General features: G+C 58.2%; 24 protein-coding genes and 2 pseudogenes. 20 read left to right on the forward strand and 6 right to left on the reverse strand.

What is annotated here, in order from left to right; all coding sequences use genetic code 11:
• The first annotated feature begins 676 nt into the window (after positions 1–676).
• Positions 677–1,129 (forward strand): hypothetical protein, encoded by a 453-nt coding sequence (locus D3M70_RS19470; RefSeq protein WP_120127309.1) that lies wholly within the window; start codon positions 677–679, stop codon positions 1,127–1,129.
• On the forward strand, positions 1,119–2,207 hold the full coding sequence (locus D3M70_RS19475) for an ImmA/IrrE family metallo-endopeptidase (protein WP_120127310.1): 1,089 nt from the start codon (positions 1,119–1,121) through the stop codon (positions 2,205–2,207). Before D3M70_RS19470 ends, D3M70_RS19475 begins: the two co-directional genes overlap by 11 nt.
• On the opposite strand, the gene D3M70_RS19480 is transcribed toward D3M70_RS19475, so the two are convergent.
• Genes D3M70_RS19480 through D3M70_RS19495 form a run of 4 tightly spaced genes read right to left on the reverse strand, consistent with a single transcriptional unit; the run spans position 2,208 to position 5,262 of the window.
• Positions 2,208–3,143, reverse strand: a complete 936-nt coding sequence (locus tag D3M70_RS19480; RefSeq protein WP_120127311.1) for a hypothetical protein — start codon at positions 3,141–3,143, stop codon at positions 2,208–2,210.
• The gene (locus D3M70_RS19485; RefSeq protein ID WP_218568437.1) at positions 3,140–4,024 is read right to left on the reverse strand and encodes a hypothetical protein; all 885 of its coding nucleotides are present in this window, start codon (positions 4,022–4,024) and stop codon (positions 3,140–3,142) included. Before D3M70_RS19485 ends, D3M70_RS19480 begins: the two co-directional genes overlap by 4 nt.
• Complete coding sequence (locus D3M70_RS19490; RefSeq protein WP_120127312.1) at positions 3,996–4,934, reverse strand: thymidylate synthase; 939 nt, start codon at positions 4,932–4,934, stop codon at positions 3,996–3,998. Before D3M70_RS19490 ends, D3M70_RS19485 begins: the two co-directional genes overlap by 29 nt.
• 25 nt (positions 4,935–4,959) lie before the next feature.
• Positions 4,960–5,262: a DUF4031 domain-containing protein gene (locus D3M70_RS19495; RefSeq protein WP_120127313.1), complete on the reverse strand. Its 303-nt coding sequence runs from the start codon at positions 5,260–5,262 to the stop codon at positions 4,960–4,962.
• 205 nt (positions 5,263–5,467) lie between these two features.
• On the opposite strand from D3M70_RS19495, the gene D3M70_RS19500 reads away from it, so the two are divergent.
• The 16 genes and pseudogenes from D3M70_RS19500 to D3M70_RS19570 all read left to right on the forward strand — a co-directional run bounded on the left by D3M70_RS19500 (position 5,468) and on the right by D3M70_RS19570 (position 19,946).
• Entirely contained in the window at positions 5,468–6,448 is a 981-nt protein-coding gene (locus tag D3M70_RS19500) for an IS5-like element ISPa41 family transposase (RefSeq protein ID WP_120127314.1), read from the forward strand.
• 368 nt (positions 6,449–6,816) lie between these two features.
• Positions 6,817–6,996 (forward strand): annotated as a pseudogene (locus tag D3M70_RS19505) (DNA-3-methyladenine glycosylase I); the annotation flags it as partial.
• A gap of 102 nt (positions 6,997–7,098) precedes the next feature.
• A complete protein-coding gene (locus D3M70_RS19510; protein ID WP_120127393.1) occupies positions 7,099–7,773 on the forward strand; it encodes a GntR family transcriptional regulator in 675 nt (224 codons plus the stop codon).
• Between the two features lie 216 nt (positions 7,774–7,989).
• Complete coding sequence (locus D3M70_RS19515; protein WP_120127315.1) at positions 7,990–8,940, forward strand: 4-hydroxyproline epimerase; 951 nt, start codon at positions 7,990–7,992, stop codon at positions 8,938–8,940.
• Positions 8,937–10,073, forward strand: a complete 1,137-nt coding sequence (locus D3M70_RS19520) for an FAD-binding oxidoreductase (protein WP_305955095.1) — start codon at positions 8,937–8,939, stop codon at positions 10,071–10,073. Before D3M70_RS19515 ends, D3M70_RS19520 begins: the two co-directional genes overlap by 4 nt.
• Positions 10,066–10,302, forward strand: coding sequence for a (2Fe-2S)-binding protein (locus tag D3M70_RS19525; RefSeq protein ID WP_120127316.1), 237 nt, complete (start codon positions 10,066–10,068; stop codon positions 10,300–10,302). The genes D3M70_RS19520 and D3M70_RS19525 overlap by 8 nt, the downstream gene beginning before the upstream one ends.
• On the forward strand, positions 10,299–11,564 hold the full coding sequence (locus tag D3M70_RS19530) for an FAD/NAD(P)-binding oxidoreductase (RefSeq protein ID WP_120127317.1): 1,266 nt from the start codon (positions 10,299–10,301) through the stop codon (positions 11,562–11,564). Before D3M70_RS19525 ends, D3M70_RS19530 begins: the two co-directional genes overlap by 4 nt.
• Positions 11,565–11,818: 254 nt before the next feature.
• Positions 11,819–12,562: an AraC family transcriptional regulator gene (locus D3M70_RS19535; RefSeq protein WP_120127318.1), complete on the forward strand. Its 744-nt coding sequence runs from the start codon at positions 11,819–11,821 to the stop codon at positions 12,560–12,562.
• A 331-nt stretch (positions 12,563–12,893) separates the two neighbouring features.
• Complete coding sequence (locus D3M70_RS19540; RefSeq protein WP_120127319.1) at positions 12,894–13,712, forward strand: transporter substrate-binding domain-containing protein; 819 nt, start codon at positions 12,894–12,896, stop codon at positions 13,710–13,712.
• Between the two features lie 247 nt (positions 13,713–13,959).
• Complete coding sequence (locus D3M70_RS19545) at positions 13,960–15,729, forward strand: aconitase X (RefSeq protein WP_120127320.1); 1,770 nt, start codon at positions 13,960–13,962, stop codon at positions 15,727–15,729.
• Positions 15,722–16,387 carry an amino acid ABC transporter permease gene (locus D3M70_RS19550; RefSeq protein WP_120127321.1) on the forward strand — a complete coding sequence of 222 codons (666 nt, stop codon included), beginning with the start codon at positions 15,722–15,724 and terminating at the stop codon, positions 16,385–16,387. Before D3M70_RS19545 ends, D3M70_RS19550 begins: the two co-directional genes overlap by 8 nt.
• Positions 16,388–16,398: 11 nt before the next feature.
• Complete coding sequence (locus D3M70_RS19555; protein WP_120127322.1) at positions 16,399–17,049, forward strand: amino acid ABC transporter permease; 651 nt, start codon at positions 16,399–16,401, stop codon at positions 17,047–17,049.
• The coding region (locus D3M70_RS19560) for an amino acid ABC transporter ATP-binding protein (RefSeq protein WP_256659923.1) at positions 17,042–17,596 on the forward strand (555 nt) is incomplete at its 3' end. The genes D3M70_RS19555 and D3M70_RS19560, both read left to right, overlap by 8 nt.
• Before the next feature lies 1 nt (position 17,597).
• Positions 17,598–17,720, forward strand: a pseudogene (glnQ, locus tag D3M70_RS33410) (glutamine ABC transporter ATP-binding protein GlnQ); the annotation flags it as partial.
• 175 nt (positions 17,721–17,895) lie between these two features.
• The gene (locus D3M70_RS19565; RefSeq protein WP_120127323.1) at positions 17,896–18,933 is read left to right on the forward strand and encodes a proline racemase family protein; all 1,038 of its coding nucleotides are present in this window, start codon (positions 17,896–17,898) and stop codon (positions 18,931–18,933) included.
• Between the two features lie 95 nt (positions 18,934–19,028).
• Entirely contained in the window at positions 19,029–19,946 is a 918-nt protein-coding gene (locus D3M70_RS19570) for a dihydrodipicolinate synthase family protein (RefSeq protein ID WP_120127324.1), read from the forward strand.
• A 122-nt stretch (positions 19,947–20,068) separates the two neighbouring features.
• On the opposite strand, the gene ttcA is transcribed toward D3M70_RS19570, so the two are convergent.
• Entirely contained in the window at positions 20,069–20,893 is an 825-nt protein-coding gene (ttcA, locus tag D3M70_RS19575; RefSeq protein ID WP_120127325.1) for a tRNA 2-thiocytidine(32) synthetase TtcA, read from the reverse strand.
• Between the two features lie 425 nt (positions 20,894–21,318).
• Here ttcA and D3M70_RS19580 point away from each other — a divergent pair, with 425 nt between their 5' ends.
• Both D3M70_RS19580 and D3M70_RS19585 read left to right on the forward strand, forming a co-directional pair.
• Positions 21,319–21,921, forward strand: a complete 603-nt coding sequence (locus D3M70_RS19580; protein ID WP_120127326.1) for a Yip1 family protein — start codon at positions 21,319–21,321, stop codon at positions 21,919–21,921.
• 221 nt (positions 21,922–22,142) lie between these two features.
• A complete protein-coding gene (locus D3M70_RS19585; RefSeq protein WP_120127327.1) occupies positions 22,143–22,637 on the forward strand; it encodes a SprT family zinc-dependent metalloprotease in 495 nt (164 codons plus the stop codon).
• Here the strand turns inward: D3M70_RS19585 and D3M70_RS19590 are convergent, their stop codons facing one another.
• Positions 22,638–23,822, reverse strand: a complete 1,185-nt coding sequence (locus D3M70_RS19590; protein ID WP_120127328.1) for a CaiB/BaiF CoA-transferase family protein — start codon at positions 23,820–23,822, stop codon at positions 22,638–22,640.
• Between the last annotated feature and the right edge of the window lie 210 nt (positions 23,823–24,032).

Raw genomic sequence — 24,032 nt, forward strand, 5'->3', positions numbered from 1 at the left:
ACCCCAAGCCCTGCTCTGCTCCCTGGGGCGCGTGTAGACGTCGAGTTCGACGCGAGTTGGCTACTCTCAGAGGATTCACTGTTGCTTCGCTAAAGGCTGTAGGTAAAAAAAAACAAGACGACCATAATGCCCCAATAAAGGTGGCATACCTCATATATGGCTCGTTTTGGTGCGTAGACATCGCTCGTTGCAGAACCATTTTGAAATAGGGTGTCCAGCCAAGTGCACTCGAAGACGTCGCTAGCAATGGGTTGCGTAGGCTCACCAGGGATGGTGGTCGACTGCTCGCGACAGCTGCATCTAACGGGTCCACGGAAGACTGATAGGGCGGCGTTAACTATGAGTGGGGTGTGTAACCCGCGCCTGGATACCTTCCCTATAGGTCGTAAGAACTGAACGCCAACTGGCAGTCACTGTCCTTCCCCGGCCAAAAGCAGGCGCCCATCGCCAGGCCTGCCCTCATTGGGACCTCGCAGTCCGGAACAGACAGGGTATCGCCCTCTATATGTGGACCGCTGCTTTAGAATCATGGTCTCTACTGGAGATTGGCGAGATGTCTGGGGGGTTGCTATACCCTAGGTGCGACGGTGAGAAAGCCTGCGGATGCTGATCACCATGAGTAGGAGCAAGGGGCTGCAGCCTAGGGCAAGCGAAAATCTCAGGAGCGAGAGCCAGGATGATGGACACCGCTTTATTTGCGACGCAACGCGCGATAAGCAATGTGTTTTCACCGAACGAAGAGGTATCATTACGCCACTGTTGCCTTCACATCATGGACGAACTGGACAGAATGGCTTTGAAATTGGCGTTTGATACGGAGGAACTTCGAGACCTTTGCACCAGCGAAGTGATCGCCTATCAGGAATTGCCGGCAGAGGTGGCACGGAGCCTTATTAGAAGGCTTGCGGATATCCGAGCGACGTCGAACATCCTATATCTCCCCGTTGGCAAACCAGCCGAGCTGGAGGCAGCGCCACCAGGGCTCGTGGTGGTAAAACTCCATCAAAACCATCATCTTTTGTTCAGTGCCGCTCATCAACAAGTCCCTATCTTGTCGTCAGGCAATGTAAACTGGGAATCTGTAACTTCTGTAAAATTGTTGAAGATTGGTAACGATAATGATGAATAGTCCTGTATTTCAGCCAACTTGGGTCTCCCCCCCCGGTGAAACAATCCTAGATATTCTTTCTGATCGAGAGATTAGCCCGGAATGCTTGGCGAAAGATATTGGATTTGATGTGAACAACATAAGCGCGCTTTTCAATGGCAAACAGGAAATATGCGAGAAGCTTGCTCACCGACTAGCAGATGCCATTGGTCCTGATGCGCAGTTCTGGCTGACTCGAGAGCAGCAATACCGCGAAGACGTGTCTCGAATATTTCGACATACCAGCAAAGCTGAAGATAGCTGGCTCGCCGAACTGCCAATTAAAAGCATGCAAGCGTTTGGGTGGATTTCCAACTCAAGCAGCAAATCCAAGAAGGTCATTGACTGCCTAGATTACTTTGGGATTCCGAACATTGATGCCTGGAAAGATGTTAGTGGAGAGTTTGTTAGTCAGGCACGATTCAGAACGAGCCAGACATTTGACCAAGCGGTGGGAGCAACCGCTGCGTGGGTAAGGTTCGGGGAAACTCGATCGTCCAAATTAGTATGTAAGCCGTGGAACAAGCAAAAACTTCTACGGAGCCTCGACACAATCAGGGCGTTCACACTCATATCTGAGCCTAAAGAATTCATTCCTAAACTTCAGGAAGTTTTAAATAACTGCGGCGTAGCCCTTATCATAGCTAAAACACCAGAGGGATGTCCTACGAGCGGGGTGGCCAAGTTCACCTCGAAGACTAAGGCACTCATAATGCTTAGCTTTCGTTATTTATCCGACGATCATTTTTGGTTTTCATTATTCCACGAAATCGGTCACTTGGTCCTTCATGAGCAAAATTCGCTCTTTATAGATGGGGAAGATTTCGAAAATACGAAAGAAGAGGAAGAGGCTAACAACTTTTCGGCTCTCACGCTTATCCCAGAAAACTTCCGTAAAAATATGGGAGCCCATGCCACCAACTACAGATCTATTCTCAAATTCTCCAAAGCTGTGGGCATTGCTCCCGGCATTGTCGTGGGACAAATGCAACATGAAGGCATTGTAAAATCAGGACACATGAATAAGCTGAAAGTGCGATATTCATGGTCCCTCATCTAATCAGCCCCTGAAACGCACAAAATTACCTGGTGATTTCTGCCAGTTGCAGAGGGCATCTTCAATGACCTGCATGCCGACTCCCAGTGCCGCGTCCAGTGTTTGAATTTTTTGCTCCAATATGACCGCAGACATGTTGGCTGTCGTTGTTCCGCCGAAGAGCAAACGGGCACCTTTGATCGGGCCTGTTGCCTCCGCCATGTAGGTTGAATCTGCCACAAGAGGGGCGATCCCCACTTTCGCAATCATAGTAAGATAATCAAACTTCCCAGTTCGGCCAAAGCGCTTAACTGCATCCATGGACTTATACAGCTTCGCAAACGCAGCTCTTGAATTACCATCCGATTGCACCAGCGCGTGATTAAACAGCCCTGAGTGCGAGCCATACTCCATTACCCAATTTACGTAGCTCTCGATGATTTCACCTGTTGAGTTTGACTTCGTGGGATCCAGAGTCTCGTACTTACGGTGATTGCCAAATTTTCGGCCACCACTCCTAAGAGTTGTAAGATTGTCGGCGATCCAATCGCTCATACCTACGGCATTGGTGCTTACCAAAGGCCAAGTCCAGTTATAACCTGCGCCGAGAGCGCCGTATACGTCCTTTGCCAGAAGCCAGCCCGTCTTGCTGGCCTTACCAAAATGCGTAGCCAAGAATATTAGCCAGCATGCCTCCTCCACATTTCCAGTCTGGGTGTTCAACACCGCAGCACGGATGGGATCGAAGTAATCGCTGCTAGGATCAGCACGGTGGATACTGATCGGTCTCGATGCAATTGCAGACACATAGTCAACTCGCCGGACGCTTTCCACTAATTGTTCCAGGAGTGCAGATCTATTCTCCACTGCCCCTGCCCCGGGCAGCTGTAGGCCAGTTTCTACTATGGTGTCGAGCTTAGCACTCAGTGCTAGTTTCAGTGCTTGTCTGGATACGATCAATTTTCAATCCCCTTGGCTTTCTCTGAGATCCATTCTTGAATGGAGGTGCGAACGGCAGAGGTCACTCCAAAACTGCTTTGGATATTATGGTTGTATCCTAATATAGAAATATCTCTTCCAAGGTCGACATCCGCCATTCGTGAAATTTTGCCTTCATAGCTAAACCCCTTGATGTGGTTACCATTTTTACGAGGTAAGCACCAAGAATCTACAAGTTCCTTATGAAATATTACACCAGCGGCACGTTCAAAATTTTCTACCACGGTTTTCCCATTCAATACCAATATCTTGATGGGTGAGTATTTCAAAACTTGAGCTAGGAAGCTTGCAGATATGCGCAGCAGAGATTCACGTTGCGAGGGTTTTAAAGAAGCCCACTTCACAGCGGTTGCATACGGGATAAGATCCAGATGACAAGCATGAAACAAGGAGCTATAAAACGAATCATTAGTCCCCTTCAATAACAGATCTAAAGGTCTGAACCAGGCGTCATATGGATTCCTTGAAAAATACTCCGTGCAGGAGGTATGAATTGACTCCAGTTGTCCTATCGTGAGATCCGCCCAACCGCTGAGCTCGAGAGATGCTAAGGTATGGAATCGGCGTGACGCGTCTGTCAGCTCTCGCCCCTCGGAGGAGAGAAATTCCCTATCGCTTGGATTCAACCCAACAGTAGCAATGGTCGCTCTGCACGGGTCTCCAAAATACGGGATAGGCGCTGCCCAGCTAATTACATCTAATTTACTAAGGAGCTGATCTGAAATGAGACCAACCATTTTCTTTAAGATGATGAGTTGAGCAGCTGCAATCGAATTTAGATCATCGGGCGCTTGCAATTTTGCACTCCACTCCTTAGGAAACCTTAATTTTTCGTAAGACATAGCTTCTCAACTCGACATCCGTTATTGCCTGAGCAACAGCATCGACCTCAGAGAACTTTTGTCTCTTTATAAGATTAAACGCCTCGAGAAGAAAGGATAAATCCCTCCAATAGTTATCGGTGTGCATATCAGAGATTCTAGTATTGTGTTTTCTCAGTTCCCTTTCATGTTTGAGTAGCTGAAATACATTACTCTTCTGGTCACCGTCTGGCATTTTAGGCATCCAGACCTTTTCCTGCCAGCCCTCTCGCTGAAAGCGATCAACTTTTTCCATATCGTCCACATATACATGTAGGCTGGTGACATAGTGCCCATACTCTCCCATAGAAAGGCCTAGTTTGCGTGCGAGCAATTCTTGGAGCATTGTGAACGCAAAGATGTCATGGGGAAGCCCTTTAAATGCGTCATTGGAACGCATGGATGTGTAAAGGCTGAGTTTTCCATCCCTGACTAAAAATTGAAGCGTGCAGGTGCAAGGTATATCTTTATGAAATGCTTTGATGTCTGAGCTAGAAAAAAGCTGAACAACTGCTTTTCTGGTGGAATTTTGATTCTCTAAAGCGCGGATTATCGCCGGAATCTGGCCCTCTGCGCCGAATAACTTTGGCCCGTATGCACCAAAAATTGTCCTACCATCATCGGAGTACTTAGGATAATCTGGAATATAGTATCGAATTTGCTCCAACTGATTAGAACCAGACAGGTACCAAAGCAGCTCTCCCAGACAACTAAAAATCGTCCCCTTTCCTTCTGTACGACTTAATCTACCAAGCGGGTTGCGCAGTTTCAGCAGAACACCGGACAGCTCTCTGGTCTTACCCTTTGTCGGCACGACCTCTATTCCATTTTCCAAAATACCTTTAAGGACTTTCTTCAAAAGATCATCAACGGTATCGCCTTGAATAAACATTGGCAGCTCCGATCGATATCAATCCTTAAAACAGAAGGTCCATCTGTACCGTTGTATCAGTTTTCGACAACTGGTGCTCAACCTTAAGTTTTTTGGCACATTCTATGATTTGCTTTCTTGTTCCTGGCACGGCCCCGAGCTGAATAGCTCTCGAACGGACTGCGAGCTTAATATCGTAGTGCGGGTAGGAGGCAGAGCTTTGGAACCATTGACGGCGAAGTCCAATTTTCAAAGCAAAACTATGCAATTCGTCTAATGTGTCGGCAACCATATGACACCATTCGCTGCCCGCCCATTTCACTTTGACGTTATCGACATATATGGTCATCTAGCAAACGCCAAAAGGGGTGAATCTGCATGCGTTAATAAGAGAAATGGCATATTTCCATCCTTGGTAGAGTCTGCTCGGACTGTAGCATGGGTGAGTAATGTGCGGAATAGTCAATGCAGTTCAAAAACCTACGCAGCTAGGGAATCTCCGAACAAGCCTTCAGTTATGCGAGAATCCCCGCAACACCTGATCCGAGCCGCCCATGAGCCAGATGAGCTTTTCCGACTTTGAGTACGCCGGCAAGCGCAAGCAAACCCGCCGAGAGCGCTTCCTCGCCGAAATGGATCAGGTGGTGCCCTGGGCAGGCCTGCTGGAGCTGATCGAACCGTTCTACCCCAAGGCCGGCGGCGGTAGAAAACCCTATCCTCTGGAAACCATGCTGCGCATCCATCTGTTGCAGAACTGGTTCTCCCTGAGCGACCCGGCCATGGAAGAAGCGCTCTACGAAATCACGCCCATGCGCCAGTTCGCACGCCTGACGCTGAGCGCGCCAATCCCCGAAGACACCACGATCATGAACTTCCGGCACTTGCTGGAGAAGCATCAGCTCGCACCGGCAATCCTTGCGGTCATCAATGGTTATCTGCAGGAAAAAGGCCTGTCGCTGCGCCAAGGCACCATCGTCGATGCCACCATTATTCATGCCCCCAGCTCGACCAAGAATAAAGAAGGCAAGCGTGATCCCGAGATGCACCAGACCAAGAAAGGCGGTCAGTATTTCTTCGGGATGAAGGCGCACATCGGTGCCGATGTCGAGTCCGGCCTGGTGCATCACGTCCATGGCACCGCTGCCAATATGGCCGATGTCACGCAGGTGGCTGAACTGCTGCATGGCGAAGAAAACGCCGTGTATGCAGATGCCGGTTACACCGGTGTCGAAAGGCGCGAAGAGCATGAAAATCGGGGGGTGATCTGGCAGATTGCAGCGCGTCGCAGCACCTATTCCAAGCTGAACCAGCGCAGCGTACTGTACAAAGCCAAGCGCAAGATCGAGTTCTGCAAGGCTCAGACACGGGCCAAGGTCGAGCATCCGTTTCGCGTGATCAAGCGGCAGTTTGGTTACGTGAAAGTACGTTTTCGTGGGCTGATGAAAAACACGGCTCAGTTGACCACGCTGTTCGCCCTGGCAAACCTGTGGAGGGTTCGAAAACAGCTCATGGGTATGGGTGAGGTTCGCGTTTAACACGGAGAACCGGTCGAAAAAGCTCTCCGTACATGATTTTTCGGTCACTTTTCGTCCAATGACGCTGTAGGTGCCTGGAAAATTGCAACTTGCCGCGGCTGCACGACAAGTTGATCGGAGCATCCCTAGGGAGCGATCAGCCAGGAAGCACTAGACTTTTGACATAGCGATTACCTTTTGACAATCGTTCTGATCGTGCAGAGATTCGCCTCACACCCTTCGGTTTTGGGCCTTAATTTTGCTGAGCATAGAGAAGGCAGACCCAGGGAGCGGTTCGATCATATGAGCGAAGTGCGGGTGATAACCCCTCAAATGCTCATGTTGACTATAGAGTTAGTCAACAGAGCCCTTGTCGGATAACCTGGTCCACGTTCATCCCGAGCTATGACGTGGTCGCCGCGCTCAACGCTCAGAAAATCGTCGACAAGGTGCCCAGCAGCCAACGCGATCAGGCAGCGGTGCAGGCGGCGTTCAACCAGTGGCACGCCGAAAGTGGCCGGCCGCTGTGTCAGATTTCGATGATGCTGGCGTACACCGTCAACCACTGATCTTTTTTTCGATTCGGCCGTGACGCAACGAGATGTAACAAATCGAAGGTCGTATACAATATCCGCCATTCGCCCATTGCCTGAGTCGCTCGCGTGCCTTTCATTGTTCCTGACGCCCCTAACCTCGGTGTCGCGCCGTCTGCGTCCGAGGTGATTTCCAAGTACCTGCGCGAGTCGATCATCTCCGGCCAGTTCGCCGAAGATGAGCCTATTCGCCAGGACGACATCGCCCGTGTCTTCAATGTCAGCAAGATCCCCGTTCGAGAGGCATTGAAGCGGCTGGAGGCCGAAGGCCTGGTGCAATTCCAGCGCAACAAGGGCGCCGTGGTGACGCGAATTTCCGAGCCGGAACTGGCGCAGATTTTCGAGGTGCGGGTGCTGCTGGAGGTTCAGGCCATACGGCTGGCGGTGCCGCGAATGACCCAGGCACAGGTCGATCAGGCCACGGCCATCTGCGACGAGTTCATCGGCGATGACGATATCGGCCGCTGGGCCGAGCTGAACTGGGCCTTTCATACCTGTCTGTATGAAGCTGCGCAACGGCCGTTTCTGTTGAACATGATTCGCTCGATCCACGACAAGGTCGAGCGTTACCTGCGGGTGCAGATGAGTTTCGACGAAGGCAAGGAACGGGCGGATCAAGAGCACCGCGAGATCCTCAAGGCCTGTGCCGATCGTGACGTAGACAAAGCCGCCGAACTGATCGAGCACCACATCATCGGCGTCTGCCGCGCGCTCTACGCGCATCTTCCCAACGCTGCCATCAGCGAAATCTGACCCCTGCGCGGCTGTGCCGATTTCGTCATTCCCCAAGGCGAAATCGGTCAAGACCCTGCCCGGCATTCCCGCCACTCTGACGCAACGGCTGTACCCCCCTGTAGCAGCACGGCTTGCCGGCGGCAGCGATCTCAAAGCCCCCACCGCCGGCAAGCCGGACTGCTACAGAGTCAGTGGCGCGCCGGATAACTGTTTCAATCAACCTGGGGGTAAACCATGAAACGCATCCAGATCCTCGATTCCCATACCGGCGGCGAACCTACGCGGCTGGTGCTCGACGGTTTTCCCGATCTCGGGGGCGGCAGCATGGCGCACCGTCGCCAGCGTCTTGCCGAAGCATTCGATAACTGGCGTGCGGCCACGGTGCTGGAACCTCGTGGCAGCGACGTGCTGGTCGGCGCCCTGCTCTGCGCTCCTGTGGACCCACAAGCCTGCGCCGGGGTGATCTTCTTCAACAACACCGGTTATCTGGGCATGTGCGGCCACGGCACTATCGGGCTGGTGGTGTCGCTGGCGCATCTGGGCCGGATCGGCCCCGGCGTGCATCGCATCGAAACGCCGGTCGGCACGGTACAAGCCACGCTGCATGAAGATCGCTCGGTCAGCGTCAACAACGTGCCGTCCTACCGCTATCGCAAGAACTTCATCGTCGAAGTACCGGGGCTCGGCAACGTCACCGGTGACATCGCCTGGGGCGGCAACTGGTTTTTCCTGATCGCCGATCACGGTCTGAGCGTGACCGGCGACAACCTTGACGCCCTCACCGATTACACCTGGAAAGTCCGCCAGGCCCTGGACAATCAAGGCATTCGCGGCGAAGACGGCGGCCTCATCGATCACATCGAATTGTTCGCTGACGACGAGCAGGCAGACAGCCGCAACTTCGTGCTGTGCCCCGGCAAAGCCTACGACCGCTCGCCGTGCGGCACGGGGACCAGCGCCAAGCTGGCGTGTCTGGCGGCCGACGGCAAACTCGAAGCCGGCGCGATCTGGCGCCAGGCCAGCGTGATCGGCAGCGAGTTCGAGGGCAGCTTTGAGTGGCAACATGGCGAGCGGCAGATGGGCGACCGCATCGTGCCGACCATTCGTGGGCGCGCCTACATCAGTGCCGAAGCGACGTTATTGCTGGACGAGGAAGACCCGTTCGCCTGGGGCATCCGTCCTTGATCAAGGACGTCGATACCCAAGGCAATGCCGCTGACGTGATCATCATCGGTGGCGGTATCATCGGCGCGGCCTGTGCGGACGAGCTGGCAAGTCAGGGCGTGGATGTGTTGGTGCTCGATTGCCAACGCCCGGCGGCCACGGCGGCGGGCATGGGCCATCTGGTCGTTCTCGATCACAGCCCGGCTGAACTCGCACTGGGCGAATACTCGGTGCGGCTGTGGCGCGAACTGGCGCCGCAGATGCCCGACAATTGCGCCATGCGCAACAACGGCACGCTGTGGCTGGCCTGCAACGAAGAAGAAATGGCCGAGGCCGAGCGCAAGCATGCGGCGTTGGGCGAGTTCGGACTAGCCTGTGAGTTGCTGTCTGGTGCGGCGTTGGCCAATGCAGAGCCGTCGCTGCGTCCGGGGTTGTTCGGTGCATTGAGCGTCAGCGGCGACGGCATTCTCTACGCGCCCAATGCCGCACGATGGTTGTTGCAACGCCAGCCCGAACGGGTTCGCCAGCAATGGGCCGAGGTGGTCGAAATCCAGGGCAATCGGGTGCGTCTGGCCGAGGGCCAATGGTTGCAGGCCAACGCAGTGGTCCTCGCCAACGGCATCCATGCCCGCGAGCTGTGCCCGGATTTGCCGCTGCAAGCCAAGAAAGGCCATCTGCTGATCACCGACCGCTATCCGGCCCAGATCACGCACACGCTGGTGGAGTTGGGTTATGTCACCAACGCTCACAAGAGCGACGGGCCGTCGGTGGCGTTCAACGTGCAGCAGCGACCGACCGGGCAGTTGTTCATCGGCTCGTCCCGGCAGTTCGACAACGAAGACCCGGCCATCGACGGCGCCATGCTTGGCCGCATGCTGCGCCGGGCGATGGAGTTTCTCCCCGACCTTGGGCAGATGAACGGCATTCGCAGCTGGACCGGCTTTCGCTCGGCGAGCCCCGACGGTCAGCCGCTGATCGGCGAACACCCCGAACAACCGGGGCTGTGGCTGGCCGTGGGTCATGAAGGCCTGGGCGTGACCACCGCCACCGGCACCGCCAGGCTGTTGGCCGCACAAATGCTGCACACGCCGTCGCCGCTGGACCTGGACGCCTACCTGCCACAACGTTTTATCGGAGCCCGTGCCCATGCCTGAATTGAGCATTGATGGTCAGTCTGTGCGGGTCGCCCAAGGCACTACCGTAGCGGCGGCGTTGATGTCCTGCGGCGATCATTGCAGCCGTACCTCGGTCGGTGGCCAGCGACGGGCGCCGCTGTGCGGCATGGGGATCTGTCAGGAGTGTCGCGTGAGCATTAATGGACGCCGCCGCCTGGCGTGCCAGACGATCTGCCAGAACGGTATGCAAGTGGAGACGCACTCATGAGTCGGCCTGTCGACCTGTTGATCATCGGCGCAGGCCCTGCCGGCATGGCGGCTGCGCTGACGGCGGCGCCCAGCGGCATCAGCATCGCGATACTCGACGATAACCCGCTGCCCGGCGGGCAGATCTGGCGCGACGGCCCCCAGGCGCAATTGCCCGGGCAAGCCACCGAAATGCGCGCGCAATTGCAGCGCTACAGCAACATTCATCTGCACAGCGCCTGCAAAGTGGTCGCCCTGGCGGGACCTAAAAAACTGCTGCTCGAAGACGCCGAACGGGGCTACGTGCTGGAGTATCGCCAGCTGATTCTGTGCACCGGTGCGAGGGAATTGCTCTTGCCCTTCCCCGGCTGGACCTTGCCCGGCGTCACCGGCGCGGGCGGCTTGCAGGCGCTGATAAAAGGCGGCTTGCCGGTGAGTGGCGAGCGAATCGTCGTCGCCGGAACCGGGCCGTTGCTGCTGGCGTCCGCCGCCACGGCGAAGAAGAACGGCGCCAATGTCGTGCGTGTCGCCGAGCAGGCGGCATTCGATGCGGTCAGTCGGTTTGCGATGGGGTTGTGGCAGTGGCCGAACAAGGCGGTTCAAGCCGTGACACTGGCCAGCAGGGCCTATCGAACGTCGGCGTATGTGCTGGAGGCGCTAGGCTCCGATCGGCTTGAAGCCGTGCGGGTTCAGGTGGGCTCGCGCATCGAAGAAATGGCCTGCGACCGTCTGGCCTGCGGTTTCAGTCTGGTGCCGAATACCGAGATCGGTAAAGCCCTGGGGTGTGAGATTCGCGACAGCGCGATTGCCGTCAACGAGTGGCAAGCGAGCACTCTGGCCGACCATTACGCGGCAGGTGAATGCACCGGTTTCGGCGGCAGCGAGCTGGCGCTGGTGGAAGGTCGGATTGCCGGGTTTGCCGCGAGTGGGCAACAGGAAAAAGCGCGAGAACTGTGGCCGGAACGCCAGCGCTGGCAGCGGTTTGCCAAGCGGTTGAATCAGGCCTTCGCGCTCGATCCTGCCATCAGGAAACTGGCGAAACCGGACACGCTGGTCTGCCGTTGTGAAGATGTTGCTTACGCCGAACTCGCCGAACACACCAGCTGGAACGCCGCCAAACTCAACACCCGCTGCGGCATGGGCGCGTGCCAGGGCCGCATCTGCTCGACCGCCGCACACACCCTGTTCGGCTGGGAACCGCCCCACCTGCGCCCGACGTTCAGCCCGGCGCGCATCGCGACACTGGCGTGTCTGGATGAGGCAGAACCTTCATCCTGGAGCTGATTCTGCTTTTGATTCTGCCCGGAGGGCGTGGGAGCTCAGCTTGCTGACGATTGAGTGCGCAGCGCTCACAAAACCAGACGCCTTGGGCTGAGCCAGACCTGACTCATCTAAAGGTTTTGCTGCCGGTTCCCGGCAGATCGTCAGCAAGTTGGACTCCCACGCCCTCCGGGCAGAAGCTGATCGCGGCTAGGCGTTGAAGCGAGGATGCATCATCATCCATCTCGTCCTCCCATGTGGTCGCCTCGCCCGTGAACATGATCGACCTGCTCCCCGCCTCGCCTCTGCGCGATCTGGATCAACTGCTTACCAGCCTTGAGACGGTGGCGCCGCTGTTCGACGCGATTCCCGGCGTGGTGTTTTTCGTCAAGGACGCTCAGGCGCGGTATGCGCTGGTCAATCAGACGCTGGTCCAGCGTTGCGGCTTCAAGGAGAAAAGCCAGATCGTCGGGCGCACGGCAGAGGATGTCTTCCCGGCACGCTTCGGGCCGCTGTACACCGCGCAGGATCGGCGGGTGCTGGCCGATGGCAGGCAACTGAGCGACCAACTGGAGCTGCATCTTTATTACGGCAATCAGCCGATCTGGTGCCTGACCCACAAGATTGCGCTGCGTGATTGCCACGGCGCGATCATCGGCCTGGCAGGCATCTCGCGGGACCTGCAAATCCTGCAATCGCACCCCGCCTATCAAAAACTTGCAGAAGTCGACGCCTACATCCGCCAACACTTCGCCCGCCCCATCACCCTGGAAGAACTGACCGCCATTGCCGGGCTGTCGATTGCCCAGCTCGAACGCCACTGCAAACGTATCTTCCAGCTCACGCCGCGACAGATGATTCACAAGGCGCGATTGGGCGAGGCGTCAAGGCTGCTGCGTGAAGACGTGTCGATCACTGAGGTTGCGCTGCGTTGCGGTTACACGGATCACAGCGCGTTCAGTCGGCAGTTCAAGGCACTGACCGGGGTGTCGCCGAGCGAGTACCGGGAATCGCAGAACTAGAGGCTTGACCCTGGCCGCTGTAGGAGCGCGCTTGCCCGCGATGGCGGTCCGTCAGCCGAAGCAGTTGTCACAGGCCCAACGCCATCGCGGACAAGCGCGCTTCTACAGGGGGAGATTGCATGAGTGAACGTGCATGTATGAAGCACCACCCTGGTTTTTGCTCCTTTATGTAACACCGCCGCCGTCCCGCAAACACGTACGAAACCCACAGGCCGCCGATCCAAGGCGCTGCAGCCCATAGTGGCAAAACGGGCACGGCCCATGCATATAAAATATCGTATACGAAATTACTTATCCGACTGTTCCATTACTTGCATCCTTCGAGGCTTCCATGAAAAAGCATGCTGTTGCCGTAGCCCTCCTCGCTGTAATGAGCTCCTCGTTTATCAATGTGGCTTTAGCCGACAAGCTCGATGACATCATCGACTCCGGCAAACTGCGTTGTGCCGTGACCCTGGACTTCCCGCCCATGGGATCGCGCGATGACAAGAACAACCCGGTCGGATTCGACGTCGATTATTGCAACGATCTGGCGAAGGTGCTGGGCGTCACCGCCGAAGTGGTCGAGACGCCATTCCCGGATCGTATCCCCGCGCTGGTTTCGGGACGTGCCGACGTGATCGTTGCGTCCACCTCCGACACCCTCGAACGCGCAAAAACCGTCGCGATGACCATCCCCTACTTCGCCTTCCAGATGGTGGTACTGACCCGCGACAACACTGGCATCAGCAAATACGACGACCTCAAGGGCAAGAACGTCGGCAACACCAGTGGGACCTATGAAGCCATCGCCCTGGAAAAAGACCAGAAGGCCTGGGGCAGCGGCAGTTTCCGCGCCTACCAGACCCAGAACGACACCATCCTTGCCGTCGCCCAGGGCCATATCGATGCGACCGTCGTCACCAACACCGTGGCCGCCGCGACGCTCAAGTCCGGCAAATACAAAGGCCTGAAAGTCGCGGGCAACGCGCCGTATGTCATCGATTACGTGTCGCTGGCCGCCAAGCGCAATGAATACGGCCTGATTCACTACCTGAACCTGTTCGTCAACCAACAGGTGCGTACTGGTCGCTACGACGAACTGTGGAAGAAGTGGGTCGGCGACGAGATCAAGCCAGCGAACCTGACCGTGCCGGGCGTTTATTACTGACACAGGCTGTTCGTTGTAGCAGTAAGGCCGGGCGGCGTTCCGTTCCGGCGGCAGCGCGATTGCGAATGTCACCGCCGGCAAGCCGGACTGCTACAGAGTGGCGTGCAAGATGCTGATCGTTCCCACGCTCTGCGTGGGAATGGAGCGCCTGACGCTCCGCGTCAGAAAGGATCGACGCGGAATGTGGGGACGATCAGGAAGAATGGTGAACGCCGAAGTACCGAGGCCCTCAATCAAGGAGCCCCCGATGTCTGAAGTTTCGTTGAACGGGCGGTGTCTGGTCGCAGGCAGCGCTCAGGGTGAGTTGCTGTATGCCGATGTCGGCCTGAGTTTCTGGGGTGGGGTCGAGCCGTTCACCGGTGAGGTCATCGACCGCCATCATCCACTCAGCGGCCAGATCATCACGGGGCGAGTGCTGGCGATTCCCAGCGGACGTGGCTCGTGTACCGGCAGCAGCGTGTTGCTGGAGCTGATCCTCAACGGTCATGCGCCCGCCGCGCTGGTGTTCGAACGGGTCGAAGACATTCTGACCCTCGGCGTGCTGGTGGCCGAGCAGATGTTCGGCCACTCCATCCCGGTGATCAGCCTCGGCGAAGCGGGTTTCGCTGCCTTGCGCGAGGTGAAATTCGTCAGAGTCGAAGACGCCCGCGTCAGCTGTTTCGAGCAGATGCCACCTGCCCTTGCTGCGCCGTCGAAACACATTGCCAGTCACCTGCACAGCAAAATCACCCTCACCGAAATGGACCAAGGCTTTCTTGACGGCGCCTACGGCAAGGCCGCACAAGTGGCGATGGGCATCATTCTGCGCATGGCCGAACTGCAAGGCGCAACCGAGCTGCTGGACATCACTCAGGCGCACATCGACGGCTGCATCTACACGGGTCCCGCGAGCCTTCGCTTCGCCCGGCAGCTGGTGGACTGGAACGCCAAGGTTCGCGTGCCCACCACGCTCAACTCTATTTCCGTGGACAAACGCCGCTGGCGCGAACTGGGGATAGACCCGGCGCTCGGCGAACCCGCCAGCAATCTCGGCGATGCCTATCTGGACATGGGTGCGCGGGTCAGTTTCACCTGCGCGCCGTACTTGCTCGACAGTGCGCCAGAGCTGGGCGAGCAGATCGTCTGGGCCGAATCCAACGCGGTGGTCTACGCCAACAGCGTGATCGGCGCTCGCACCTTGAAATACCCCGATTACCTCGATATCTGCATCGCCCTCACCGGCCGCGCGCCGAAGATCGGCTGTCACCTGACGCAACAACGCCTGGCAACACTGCGCATCGACATTCCTGAGCTGCACGCTCCGGACGACAGCTTCTACCCCCTGCTGGGTTATCACGTCGGCCTGCTGTGCGGCGCCGATATCCCGGTGATCTGCGGACTGGAGCACAAGGCGCCGACACTGGATGACTTGAAAGCCTTCGGCGCGGCATTCGCCACCACCTCTGCCGCGCCGATGTTTCATATCGCCGGCGTGACGCCTGAAGCCACCACCGCAGAACTGGCCATGGGCGGACATCCGCCAGCGAAACATCTGACTGTCAGCGCCCTCGACCTGCTGCACAGCTGGCGCGAACTGAACAGCGCTCAGAGTTCCGACGTCGATGCCGTGACGCTGGGCAATCCGCATTTCTCGTACAGCGAATGCGCCACCCTCGCCCGCCTCTGTCACGGCCTGCGCAAGCTCGATAGCGTAGCCATCGTCGTCACCTGCGGCCGCGCCACCCTTGAACGCGCTCAACAATCCGGTTACGTCGCGACGCTGGAAACCTTCGGCGTGCAGTTCGTCACCGACACCTGCTGGTGCATGCTCGGCGAGCCTGTGATCCCGCCGACTGCGCGCAACCTGATGACCAACTCCGGCAAATACGCGCATTACGCGCCGGGGCTGGTGGGCCGTCGCGTGCATTTCGCAAGCCTGGCCGAGTGCGTCGAAAGCGCCTGCACCGGCCACGCCAGCGGGCGTCTGCCGGTCTGGCTGCAAGCGGCCGACCAAGCGGAGGCGGTCTCGCATGTTTGATTACAACTTCCACTGGCGCGCCGCGTTCAAGGCGCTGCCGGACATGCTCAACGGCGCCATCGTCACCTTCGAAACCGCAGCCCTCTCGATGATCCTCGGGGTCATCATCGCGCTGTTTCTGGTGTTCATGCGTCAGGGCAAGAACCGGCTGTTTCGTGGCTTTGCCGCCACCTGGATCTCCATTGCCCGCAACACGCCGTCGCTGTTTCAGGTCTACATCCTGTATTTCGGCCTGGGCTCGTTTGGCTTGCACATCAGTTCGTGGGCCGCGCTGCTGGCGGGCATCACCATCAACAACGCCGGTTATCTGGCCGAGAACTTTCGCGGCGGTCTCAAGGCCGTGCCCGACACCCAACTGCGCGCCGCCCGCTCGCTAGGCATGAGCGCGCCGCAGGCCTATCGGCTGATCGTCATCCCGCAGCTGTTGCGTATCGTGTTCTATCCGCTGACCAATCAAATGGTCTGGGCCGTGCTGATGACGTCGATGGGCGTGATCGTCGGCCTCAACAACGACCTGACCGGCGTGACCCAGGATTACAACGTCAAGACGTTCCGCACCTTCGAGTTCTTCGCCATCGCGGCGGTGCTTTATTACCTGATCGCCAAACTGATCGTGGCCGTGGCACGGCTGCTGTCGTGGCGCCTGTTCCGGTATTGAGGGAATTGACGATGTTCAATAGCAGTTTCAGCTGGAACGACCTGCAATTCATGCTCGAAGGCGCATGGGTAACCATTCTGCTGACGATCATTTCGATGCTCATCGGTACGCTGGCCGGGGTGGTGTGCGGCATGGCACGCGCCCTGTTGCCGCGCAGCACCATTCCGCTGGCGTGGCTGCTGGATGTGTTCCGCAGTGTGCCGTTGCTGATCCAGTTCGTGTTGTTCAACGCGTTGAAAAGCATCGCCGGGCTGAACTGGAGCGCCTTCGCCGTGGCCTGCGTGGTACTCGGCTTGTACGTCACCGCGTATTGCACCGAGATCGTTCGCAGCGGCGTGCTGTCGGTGCCGCTCACCCTGCGCCGCGCCAGCCGCTCACTTGGGCTGACGTATTGGCAGGACCTGCGCCAGATCGTCATGCCGATGGCGACCCGCGTGGCCTTCCCCGGCTGGGTCAACCTGTTGCTGTCGGTGATGAAAGACACTGCGCTGGTGATGTGGATCGGCATCGTCGAACTGCTGCGCGCTTCGCAGACCATCGTCACGCGCATTCAGGAACCGCTGCTGGTGCTGTGCATCGCAGGCCTCATTTACTACGTCATGAGTCTGGTGATCGCCCGCCTGGGTGCGCGCCTGGAAACGAGGTGGCAGGAAAATGATTGAGATCGACAACGTACACAAATCATTCGGCGAGCTTGAGGTGATCAAGGGCGTGAGCCTGCAAGTGCAGAAAGGCGAAGTGGTGTCGATCATCGGCGGCTCGGGGTCGGGCAAATCGACGCTGCTGATGTGCATCAACGGCCTGGAATCGATCAAGAGCGGCAGCATTCGCGTGGACGGCACCGAGGTTCACGCCAGAAGCACCGACATCAACAAACTGCGGCGGAAGATCGGCATCGTCTTTCAGCAATGGAATGCCTTCCCGCACCTGACCGTACTGGAAAACGTGATGCTCGCCCCGCGTACCGTGCTGGGAAAAAGCAAGGCTGAAGCCGAAGCGCTGGCGGTCAAGCAACTGACCCATGTGGGCCTGGGCGACAAGCTCAAGGTGTTCCCCGGCAAGCTTTCGGGCGGCCAGCAACAGCGCATGGCGATTGCCCGGGCGCTGGCGATGTCCCCGGATTACATGCTGTTCGACGAAGCGACTTCGGCCTTGGACCCGCAACTGGTGGGCGAGGTGCTGGACACCATGCGCATGCTTGCCGAAGACNGATGTGTCGGACCGCGTGGCGTTCTTTCGTAACGGCCTGGTGCATGAGATCGGCACGCCGGACCAGGTCATCGGCAACCCGCAGCGACCCGAGACCGCGGACTTTTTGCGCTCGATTAATTAAGTCCCTGTAGCAGCACGGCTTGCCGGCGGCAGCGCCCAGAAGATCGCTACAGGGAATCGGTTCAACGCCTCTGTAGCAGCACGGCTTGCCGGCGGTGACGTCCGCAAGATCGCTACCGCCGGCAAGCCGGACTGCTACAGGTTCAGTTCCACACTTAACAGGAGGGCCTTGCGTCATGCGCTCATCGAAAGTGATTCATGTAGTCAGTTGCCACGCCGAGGGTGAAGTCGGCGATGTGATCGTCGGCGGCGTCGCGCCGCCACCGGGCGACACGATCTGGGAGCAGTCGCGCTGGATCGAGAAGGACAACGTGCTGCGTAACTTCATGCTCAACGAGCCGCGCGGCGGGGTGTTCCGCCACGTCAATCTGCTGGTGCCGCCGAAGAACCCGAAAGCGCAGATGGGCTGGATCATCATGGAACCGGCGGACGTGCCGCCGATGTCCGGCTCCAACTCGCTGTGCGTGGCGACCGTCTTGCTGGACAGCGGAATCCTGCCGATGACCGAGCCGCAAACCCGACTGGTGCTCGAAGCGCCGGGCGGCCTGATCGAAGCCATCGCGCAATGCCGCGACGGCAAGGTGCAGAGCGTCGAGGTGCACAACCACCCCTCCTTCGCCGATCAACTGGACGTGTGGATCGAAGTGCCGGGGCTGGGTTCGATTCAGGTGGACACCGCGTACGGTGGCGACAGTTTTGCCATGGTCGACTCAGTGAAACTGGGTTTCTCGCTCACCGCCGACGAGGCCAAGGACCTGGTGGAAACCGGCCTGAAGATCACCCAGGCCGCCAACGAACAACTGGGTTTTACCCACCCGTTGAACAAAGACTGGAACCACATTTCGTTTTGCCAGATCGCAGCCCCCGTCAATTACGACGGCGGCGTGGCGAATGCAGCCAACGCGGTGGTCATCCGCCCCGGCAAGATCGACCGCTCGCCGTGCGGCACCGGTTGCTCGGCGCGCCTGGCGGTACTGCATGCAAAAGGTCAGTTGAAGGTGGGCGAGCGGTTCATCGGACGCTCGATCATTGGCTCGGAGTTTCACTGCAAGATCCAGAGCGAAACCGAAGTGGCCGGTCGGCCTGCCATCGTGCCGAGCCTCTCCGGGCGGGCGTGGATCACCGGGACACACCAGCACATGCTCGACCCCAGCGACCCGTGGCCGGAAGGCTACAAGTTGACGGATACCTGGCCGATTGGGTTGAAGCTTTAACGCTCGATTCGCCCGACTGCATTATTGATTTACCGGGCGTTTTACGTCCAAAACAGAACGTATACGAAATACCTTCCATACATAAGGAGTCACTCATGAGCCAGTCCGTATCCTGGAGCGGTGTTTTCCCTGCCGTTACCACGCAATTCAACGAAGATTTCTCTCTCAACCTTGAGGCTACCCATAAGGTCATTTCCAATCTGGTGCGCGATGGCGTATCCGGTCTGGTGATCTGCGGCACTGTAGGTGAAAACACGTCGCTGAGCGTGGCCGAGAAAATCAGTCTGGTGGAAGTTGCCAAGGACGCCTCGGCCGGGCGCGTCCCTGTCATTTCAGGGATTGCCGAATTCACCAGCGCCAACGCCAGCGCGGTGGCAAAGGACGTGCAAAAGGCCGGCGCTGACGGGATCATGCTGATGCCCGCGCTGGTTTACTCGTCCAAACCCTTCGAGACCGCCGCGCACTTTCGCACGGTCGCTGCCGCCACCGATCTGCCGATGATGGTTTACAACAACCCCCCTATCTACAAGAACGACGTGACCCCGGACATCCTGATTTCCCTGGCGGATTGCGACAACATCGTCTGCTTCAAGGACTCCTCGGGGAACACCAACCGCTTCATCGACGTGCGCAACGAAGTGGGCGACCGTTTCGTGTTGTTCGCAGGACTCGATGACGTGTTGGTGGAAAGCGTGGCCGTGGGCGCGGTGGGCTGGGTGTCGGGGATGTCCAACGCTTTCCCGAAAGAGGGCGAAACCCTGTTCCGCCTGGCCAAGGCCGGACGTTTCGCGGAAGCGATGGCGCTTTATGAGTGGTTCATGCCGCTGCTGCACCTGGATGCGCGTCCGGATCTGGTGCAGTGCATCAAGCTGTGCGAAGCGATCATGGAACGCGGCAGCGCCCTGACCCGCCCACCGCGTCTGGCGCTGCCGGACAGTGACCGGGAATATGTCGAGGGGCTGATGAAGACGGCGCTGGCGAACAAGCCGGTGTTGCCGGATGTGGGGCTTTAACGAACCGAGTGGTTCCTTTGTAGGAGCGCGCTTGCCCGCGATAGCGTTGTGTCAGTGCCTGCATGTGTGTCTGCAAGCATGCAATCGCGGGCAAGCGCGCTCCTACAGAATCCGTGCAGGGCTTAAATATTCACCACATTCACGAACCGCGACGCCGCGGTTTCGTCGATTTTCAGGCTGGTGAAATCGAACAGGTTGCGGTCCGCCAGTTGCGACGGCACGACATTCTGCAGGCTGCGGAAAATCATCTCGGAGCGGCCGGGCGTCTTGCGATCCCACTCCTGGAGCATGTCCTTGACCACCTGACGCTGCAGGTTTTCCTGCGAGCCGCACAGGTTGCACGGAATGATCGGGAATTGCTTCATGTCCGAATAGGCCTGAATGTCCTTCTCGGCGCAGTACGCCAGCGGGCGAATCACCACGTTGCGACCATCGTCGGCACGCAGCTTGGGCGGCATGGCCTTGATGGTGCCGTTGAAGAACATGTTCAGGAAAAAGGTTTCGACGATGTCGTCCCGGTGGTGACCGAGGGCCATCTTGGTTGCGCCGATCTCGTCGGCGAAGGTGTACAGCGTGCCGCGACGCAGGCGTGAACACAGCGAGCAGGTGGTCTTGCCTTCCGGGATCAACTCCTTGACCACCGAGTAGGTGTCCTTCTCGACGATGTGATATTCGACGCCCAGCTCTTTCAGATACGCCGGCAACACGTGCTCGGGGAAACCCGGTTGCTTCTGATCCATGTTCACCGCAACGATCTCGAATTTGATCGGCGCGACCTTCTGCAGGTGGATCAGCACGTCGAGCATTGTGTAGCTGTCCTTGCCGCCGGACAGGCAGACCATGACCTTGTCGCCCTCTTCAATCATGTTGAAATCGGCCACTGCTTCGCCCGCAAGCCGACGCAGACGCTTTTGCAGTTTGTTCTGATTGACTGAAAGGGTGCCCATGGCGCTGATATCCGCTCGCTGTGACTCTGGAAAAGGTCGGCATTTTACGCATAAACGTTGAGGCTGGTAATGCCTCGCTGTCGCGAATATGCAGCCCTGCAGCAGTCCGACTTGCCGGCGGTGGCACCGGTAAAATCGCGACCGTCGGCAAGCCGGACTGCTACGGACGGGGCAAGTGATACCTTTCTCGCATTCGGCGCAAATCCTTCTGCCCTGCCGTTCATCTGCCCATATCCAGCTGCTGATCACCATAGGCTATTAACAGCCCCGGGATAGTCCCAATTACTCTAAAGCCCCCGATTTTAGCGGCCTCCAGCTTTCTATACTGGCAATGAGGTCGCAGCCATTCCCGCGTTGAGATTGTGGCCTTGCCCTGGCGGCATGTGGCCGGTCAGGTGCGACGGACATCATCAGGAGTAAAGGGCATGATCCATCACGTTTTGGGGCTGTTCACGCACCCCGATCAAGAATGGCAACAGATACGTGGCGAAAAAGAAGAAAGCATCAGCCACATGTACCTCACCCACACACTCGTCCTGGCAGCGATCCCGGCGATTTCCGCCTACATCGGCACTACTCAGGTCGGCTGGGTCATCGGCAACCGCGCGCCGGTCATGCTGACCAGTGAAAGCGCGGTCTGGATGACCATCATGTCCTACATCGCCATGCTCGCCGGCGTCGGCGTCATGGGCGGTTTCATTCACTGGATGGCCCGCACCTACGACGCCAGCCCGAGCCTGGCGCGCTGCGTGGCGTTTGCCACCTACACCGCGACGCCCTTGTTCCTTGGAGGGCTGGCGGCGCTGTACCCGCACATGTGGCTGGGGATGATGGTCGGTCTGGCGGCGGTCTGCTACACGGTTTACCTGCTGTATGTGGGCCTGCCGGTGTTCATGAACATCCATCCGGATGAAGGCTTCATGTTTTCCAGCTCGGTGCTGGCGGTGGGTCTGGTGGTGCTGGTGGCGATCATGGCGTTCACCGTGGTGCTGTGGGGCATCGGGGTGGGGCCCGAGTATACGAATTGAGGCCTGTCGGTCATCGATCCACCGACCGTACGCAAAACCTGTAGGAGTGAGCTTGCTCGCGATTGCGGTGTGCCAGACACAAAGGTTTTCTGACAGAACGCAATCGCGGACAAGCGCGCTCCTACACGGCTCGGCGGTTGATTCACGACCATTCGGCAGCTTGAGTTTTCGGCAAGCACACGCTTTGCGGCATACTTGCATCCTCTGGAGACCGATGAAGCATGCTCGAGCAACTCAATACCCGCGTCGAATCCTGTTACCAACAAGCCGAAGATTTCTTCAAACGCCCATTCAAACGCCCAGTCGTCATCCTCAAATTGCGGGGCCAGAAGGCCGGTGTCGCGCACCTGCATGAAAACCTCCTGCGCTTCAATCCGCAGCTGTACCGCGAAAACAGCGAAGATTTCCTGCGCCAGACCGTGGCTCATGAGGTGGCGCATCTGGTCGCCCATCAACTGTTCGGCGACACCATCCAACCGCACGGTGAGGAATGGCAGCTGATCATGCGCGGCGTGTACGAACTGCCGCCCAACCGCTGCCACACCTACGAAATCCAGCGCCGCAGCGTCACGCGGTATATCTACCGCTGCCCGTGCCCGGAAAGCGATTTTCCGTTCTCCGTGCAACGGCACAAGCTGGTGCGCAAAGGACGTCGGTATTTGTGCCGAAGTTGCCGCGAAATCCTGGTATTCAGCGGCGAAACCCGCGTCGAATGATCATGGCCCCAGTGCGCCGGCCTGACGCAGGGCCGCGATGTCCTGATCGCTGAATCCCGTCTCGCGCAATACCTGATCACTGTGTAACCCCGCCGCCACGCCAATGTGCCGGGGCGGCGGCAATCCCGCTGAGAACTTCACCGGGCAGGCCATCTGCGGCTGCAGGCTCCCGTCCTCTCTCGGCACCTGCGTCACCATGTGCCGGGCCCGGAGTTGCGGGTGGTCAACGGCTTCGGCAAAACTCAACACCGGTTCGACACAGGCGTCGATCCCCGCGAACAGCGCTTCGAGCTCCTCAAAGCTGCGGCGTTCGAATTCGATCTCGAGCTCCTGCTTGAGCGCCATCTGATCGACCTGCGCCGGGGACAAGCCGCGCCTGGCCAGCTCGGGCCGCCCCAGCGCTTCGCACAACGCGCCCATGAACACAGGTTCAAGGCTGCCCACCGAGAACCAGCGTCCGTCGCGACTGCGGTAATAGTCATAGAAACTGCCGCCATTGAGCATCTGCCCCTCCGGCTGCGGCTCGACGCCGGCGGCCAGATACCCCGCCCCCGCCAGGGCATTCAGGCTGAACGCGCAATCGGTCATGCTGATGTCGACGTACTGACCCTGCCCTGTCTGATGGCGGGCGACGACAGCGGCCAGAAGCCCGATCACCCCATGCAGCGAACCTCCGGCGACATCCGCCACCTGCACGCCCAGCGGCAGCGGCCCACTCTCCTTGCGCCCGGTATGGCTGGCGACACCGGCCAGCGCCAGGTAGTTGATGTCATGCCCGGCGCGCTCGCGATAAGGGCCAGTCTGGCCGTAGCCTGTGATCGCCACGTAGATCAGTCGCGGGTTGATGGCCTTGAGCGCCTCATAGCCGATGCCCAGTCGATCCATCACGCCGGGACGAAACTGCTCCAGGACGATGTCGTATTCGGCGACCAGGCGTTTGACCACATCGATCGCCTGTGGCTGCTTGAGGTCCAGCACCAAGCTGCGTTTGTTGCGATTGAGATAAGCGTGGCTGGCTGAAACGCCCTGATCATGGGGCGGGAGCACGCGCAGCAGGTCCAGCCGGGTGGGCGACTCGATGCGCAACACCGCAGCGCCCATGTCCGCCAACAGCAACGAAGCGAACGGCCCAGGCAACAGCGTCGAGAAATCGAGGACTTTGAGTGAGGACAGCGGACCTTGCATGTGAAACCTCCCTGATGAACGGCGAATGGGATCAGAGTAGGCAGCGGTGACGTGTGCGGCAATGACACAAAGCGCCATCCGCCTGGACTCCGCTTCGATTCTGCCCGGAGGGCGTGGGAGGCCGGCTTGCCGACGATCTGCCGGACACCGGCAGTAAATTCTGTATATACGGTGTATCAGCCAGAGCCAGGTCATCGTGTTTTACTGCCG

The sequence above is a fragment of the Pseudomonas sp. LS-2 genome (genome assembly GCF_003605735.1).
GTDB lineage: Bacteria > Pseudomonadota > Gammaproteobacteria > Pseudomonadales > Pseudomonadaceae > Aquipseudomonas.

What these genes read in the sequence shown, in the direction of transcription:
- D3M70_RS19500 (WP_120127314.1), top strand. Translation starts at nt 5,468, where the DNA reads ATGAGCCAGATGAGCTTTTCCGACTTTGAGTACGCCGGCAAGCGCAAG.
- D3M70_RS19470 (WP_120127309.1), top strand. Translation starts at nt 677, where the DNA reads ATGATGGACACCGCTTTATTTGCGACGCAACGCGCGATAAGCAATGTG.
- D3M70_RS19565 (WP_120127323.1), top strand. Translation starts at nt 17,896, where the DNA reads ATGCGCTCATCGAAAGTGATTCATGTAGTCAGTTGCCACGCCGAGGGT.
- D3M70_RS19580 (WP_120127326.1), top strand. Translation starts at nt 21,319, where the DNA reads ATGATCCATCACGTTTTGGGGCTGTTCACGCACCCCGATCAAGAATGG.
- D3M70_RS19545 (WP_120127320.1), top strand. Translation starts at nt 13,960, where the DNA reads ATGTCTGAAGTTTCGTTGAACGGGCGGTGTCTGGTCGCAGGCAGCGCT.
- D3M70_RS19585 (WP_120127327.1), top strand. Translation starts at nt 22,143, where the DNA reads ATGCTCGAGCAACTCAATACCCGCGTCGAATCCTGTTACCAACAAGCC.
- D3M70_RS19530 (WP_120127317.1), top strand. Translation starts at nt 10,299, where the DNA reads ATGAGTCGGCCTGTCGACCTGTTGATCATCGGCGCAGGCCCTGCCGGC.
- D3M70_RS19495 (WP_120127313.1), bottom strand. Translation starts at nt 5,262, where the DNA reads ATGACCATATATGTCGATAACGTCAAAGTGAAATGGGCGGGCAGCGAA.
- D3M70_RS19555 (WP_120127322.1), top strand. Translation starts at nt 16,399, where the DNA reads ATGTTCAATAGCAGTTTCAGCTGGAACGACCTGCAATTCATGCTCGAA.
- D3M70_RS19535 (WP_120127318.1), top strand. Translation starts at nt 11,819, where the DNA reads ATGATCGACCTGCTCCCCGCCTCGCCTCTGCGCGATCTGGATCAACTG.
- D3M70_RS19590 (WP_120127328.1), bottom strand. Translation starts at nt 23,822, where the DNA reads ATGCAAGGTCCGCTGTCCTCACTCAAAGTCCTCGATTTCTCGACGCTG.
- D3M70_RS19570 (WP_120127324.1), top strand. Translation starts at nt 19,029, where the DNA reads ATGAGCCAGTCCGTATCCTGGAGCGGTGTTTTCCCTGCCGTTACCACG.
- D3M70_RS19485 (WP_218568437.1), bottom strand. Translation starts at nt 4,024, where the DNA reads ATGTCTTACGAAAAATTAAGGTTTCCTAAGGAGTGGAGTGCAAAATTG.
- D3M70_RS19475 (WP_120127310.1), top strand. Translation starts at nt 1,119, where the DNA reads ATGATGAATAGTCCTGTATTTCAGCCAACTTGGGTCTCCCCCCCCGGT.
- ttcA (WP_120127325.1), bottom strand. Translation starts at nt 20,893, where the DNA reads ATGGGCACCCTTTCAGTCAATCAGAACAAACTGCAAAAGCGTCTGCGT.
- D3M70_RS19540 (WP_120127319.1), top strand. Translation starts at nt 12,894, where the DNA reads ATGAAAAAGCATGCTGTTGCCGTAGCCCTCCTCGCTGTAATGAGCTCC.
- D3M70_RS19525 (WP_120127316.1), top strand. Translation starts at nt 10,066, where the DNA reads ATGCCTGAATTGAGCATTGATGGTCAGTCTGTGCGGGTCGCCCAAGGC.
- D3M70_RS19515 (WP_120127315.1), top strand. Translation starts at nt 7,990, where the DNA reads ATGAAACGCATCCAGATCCTCGATTCCCATACCGGCGGCGAACCTACG.
- D3M70_RS19550 (WP_120127321.1), top strand. Translation starts at nt 15,722, where the DNA reads ATGTTTGATTACAACTTCCACTGGCGCGCCGCGTTCAAGGCGCTGCCG.
- D3M70_RS19490 (WP_120127312.1), bottom strand. Translation starts at nt 4,934, where the DNA reads ATGTTTATTCAAGGCGATACCGTTGATGATCTTTTGAAGAAAGTCCTT.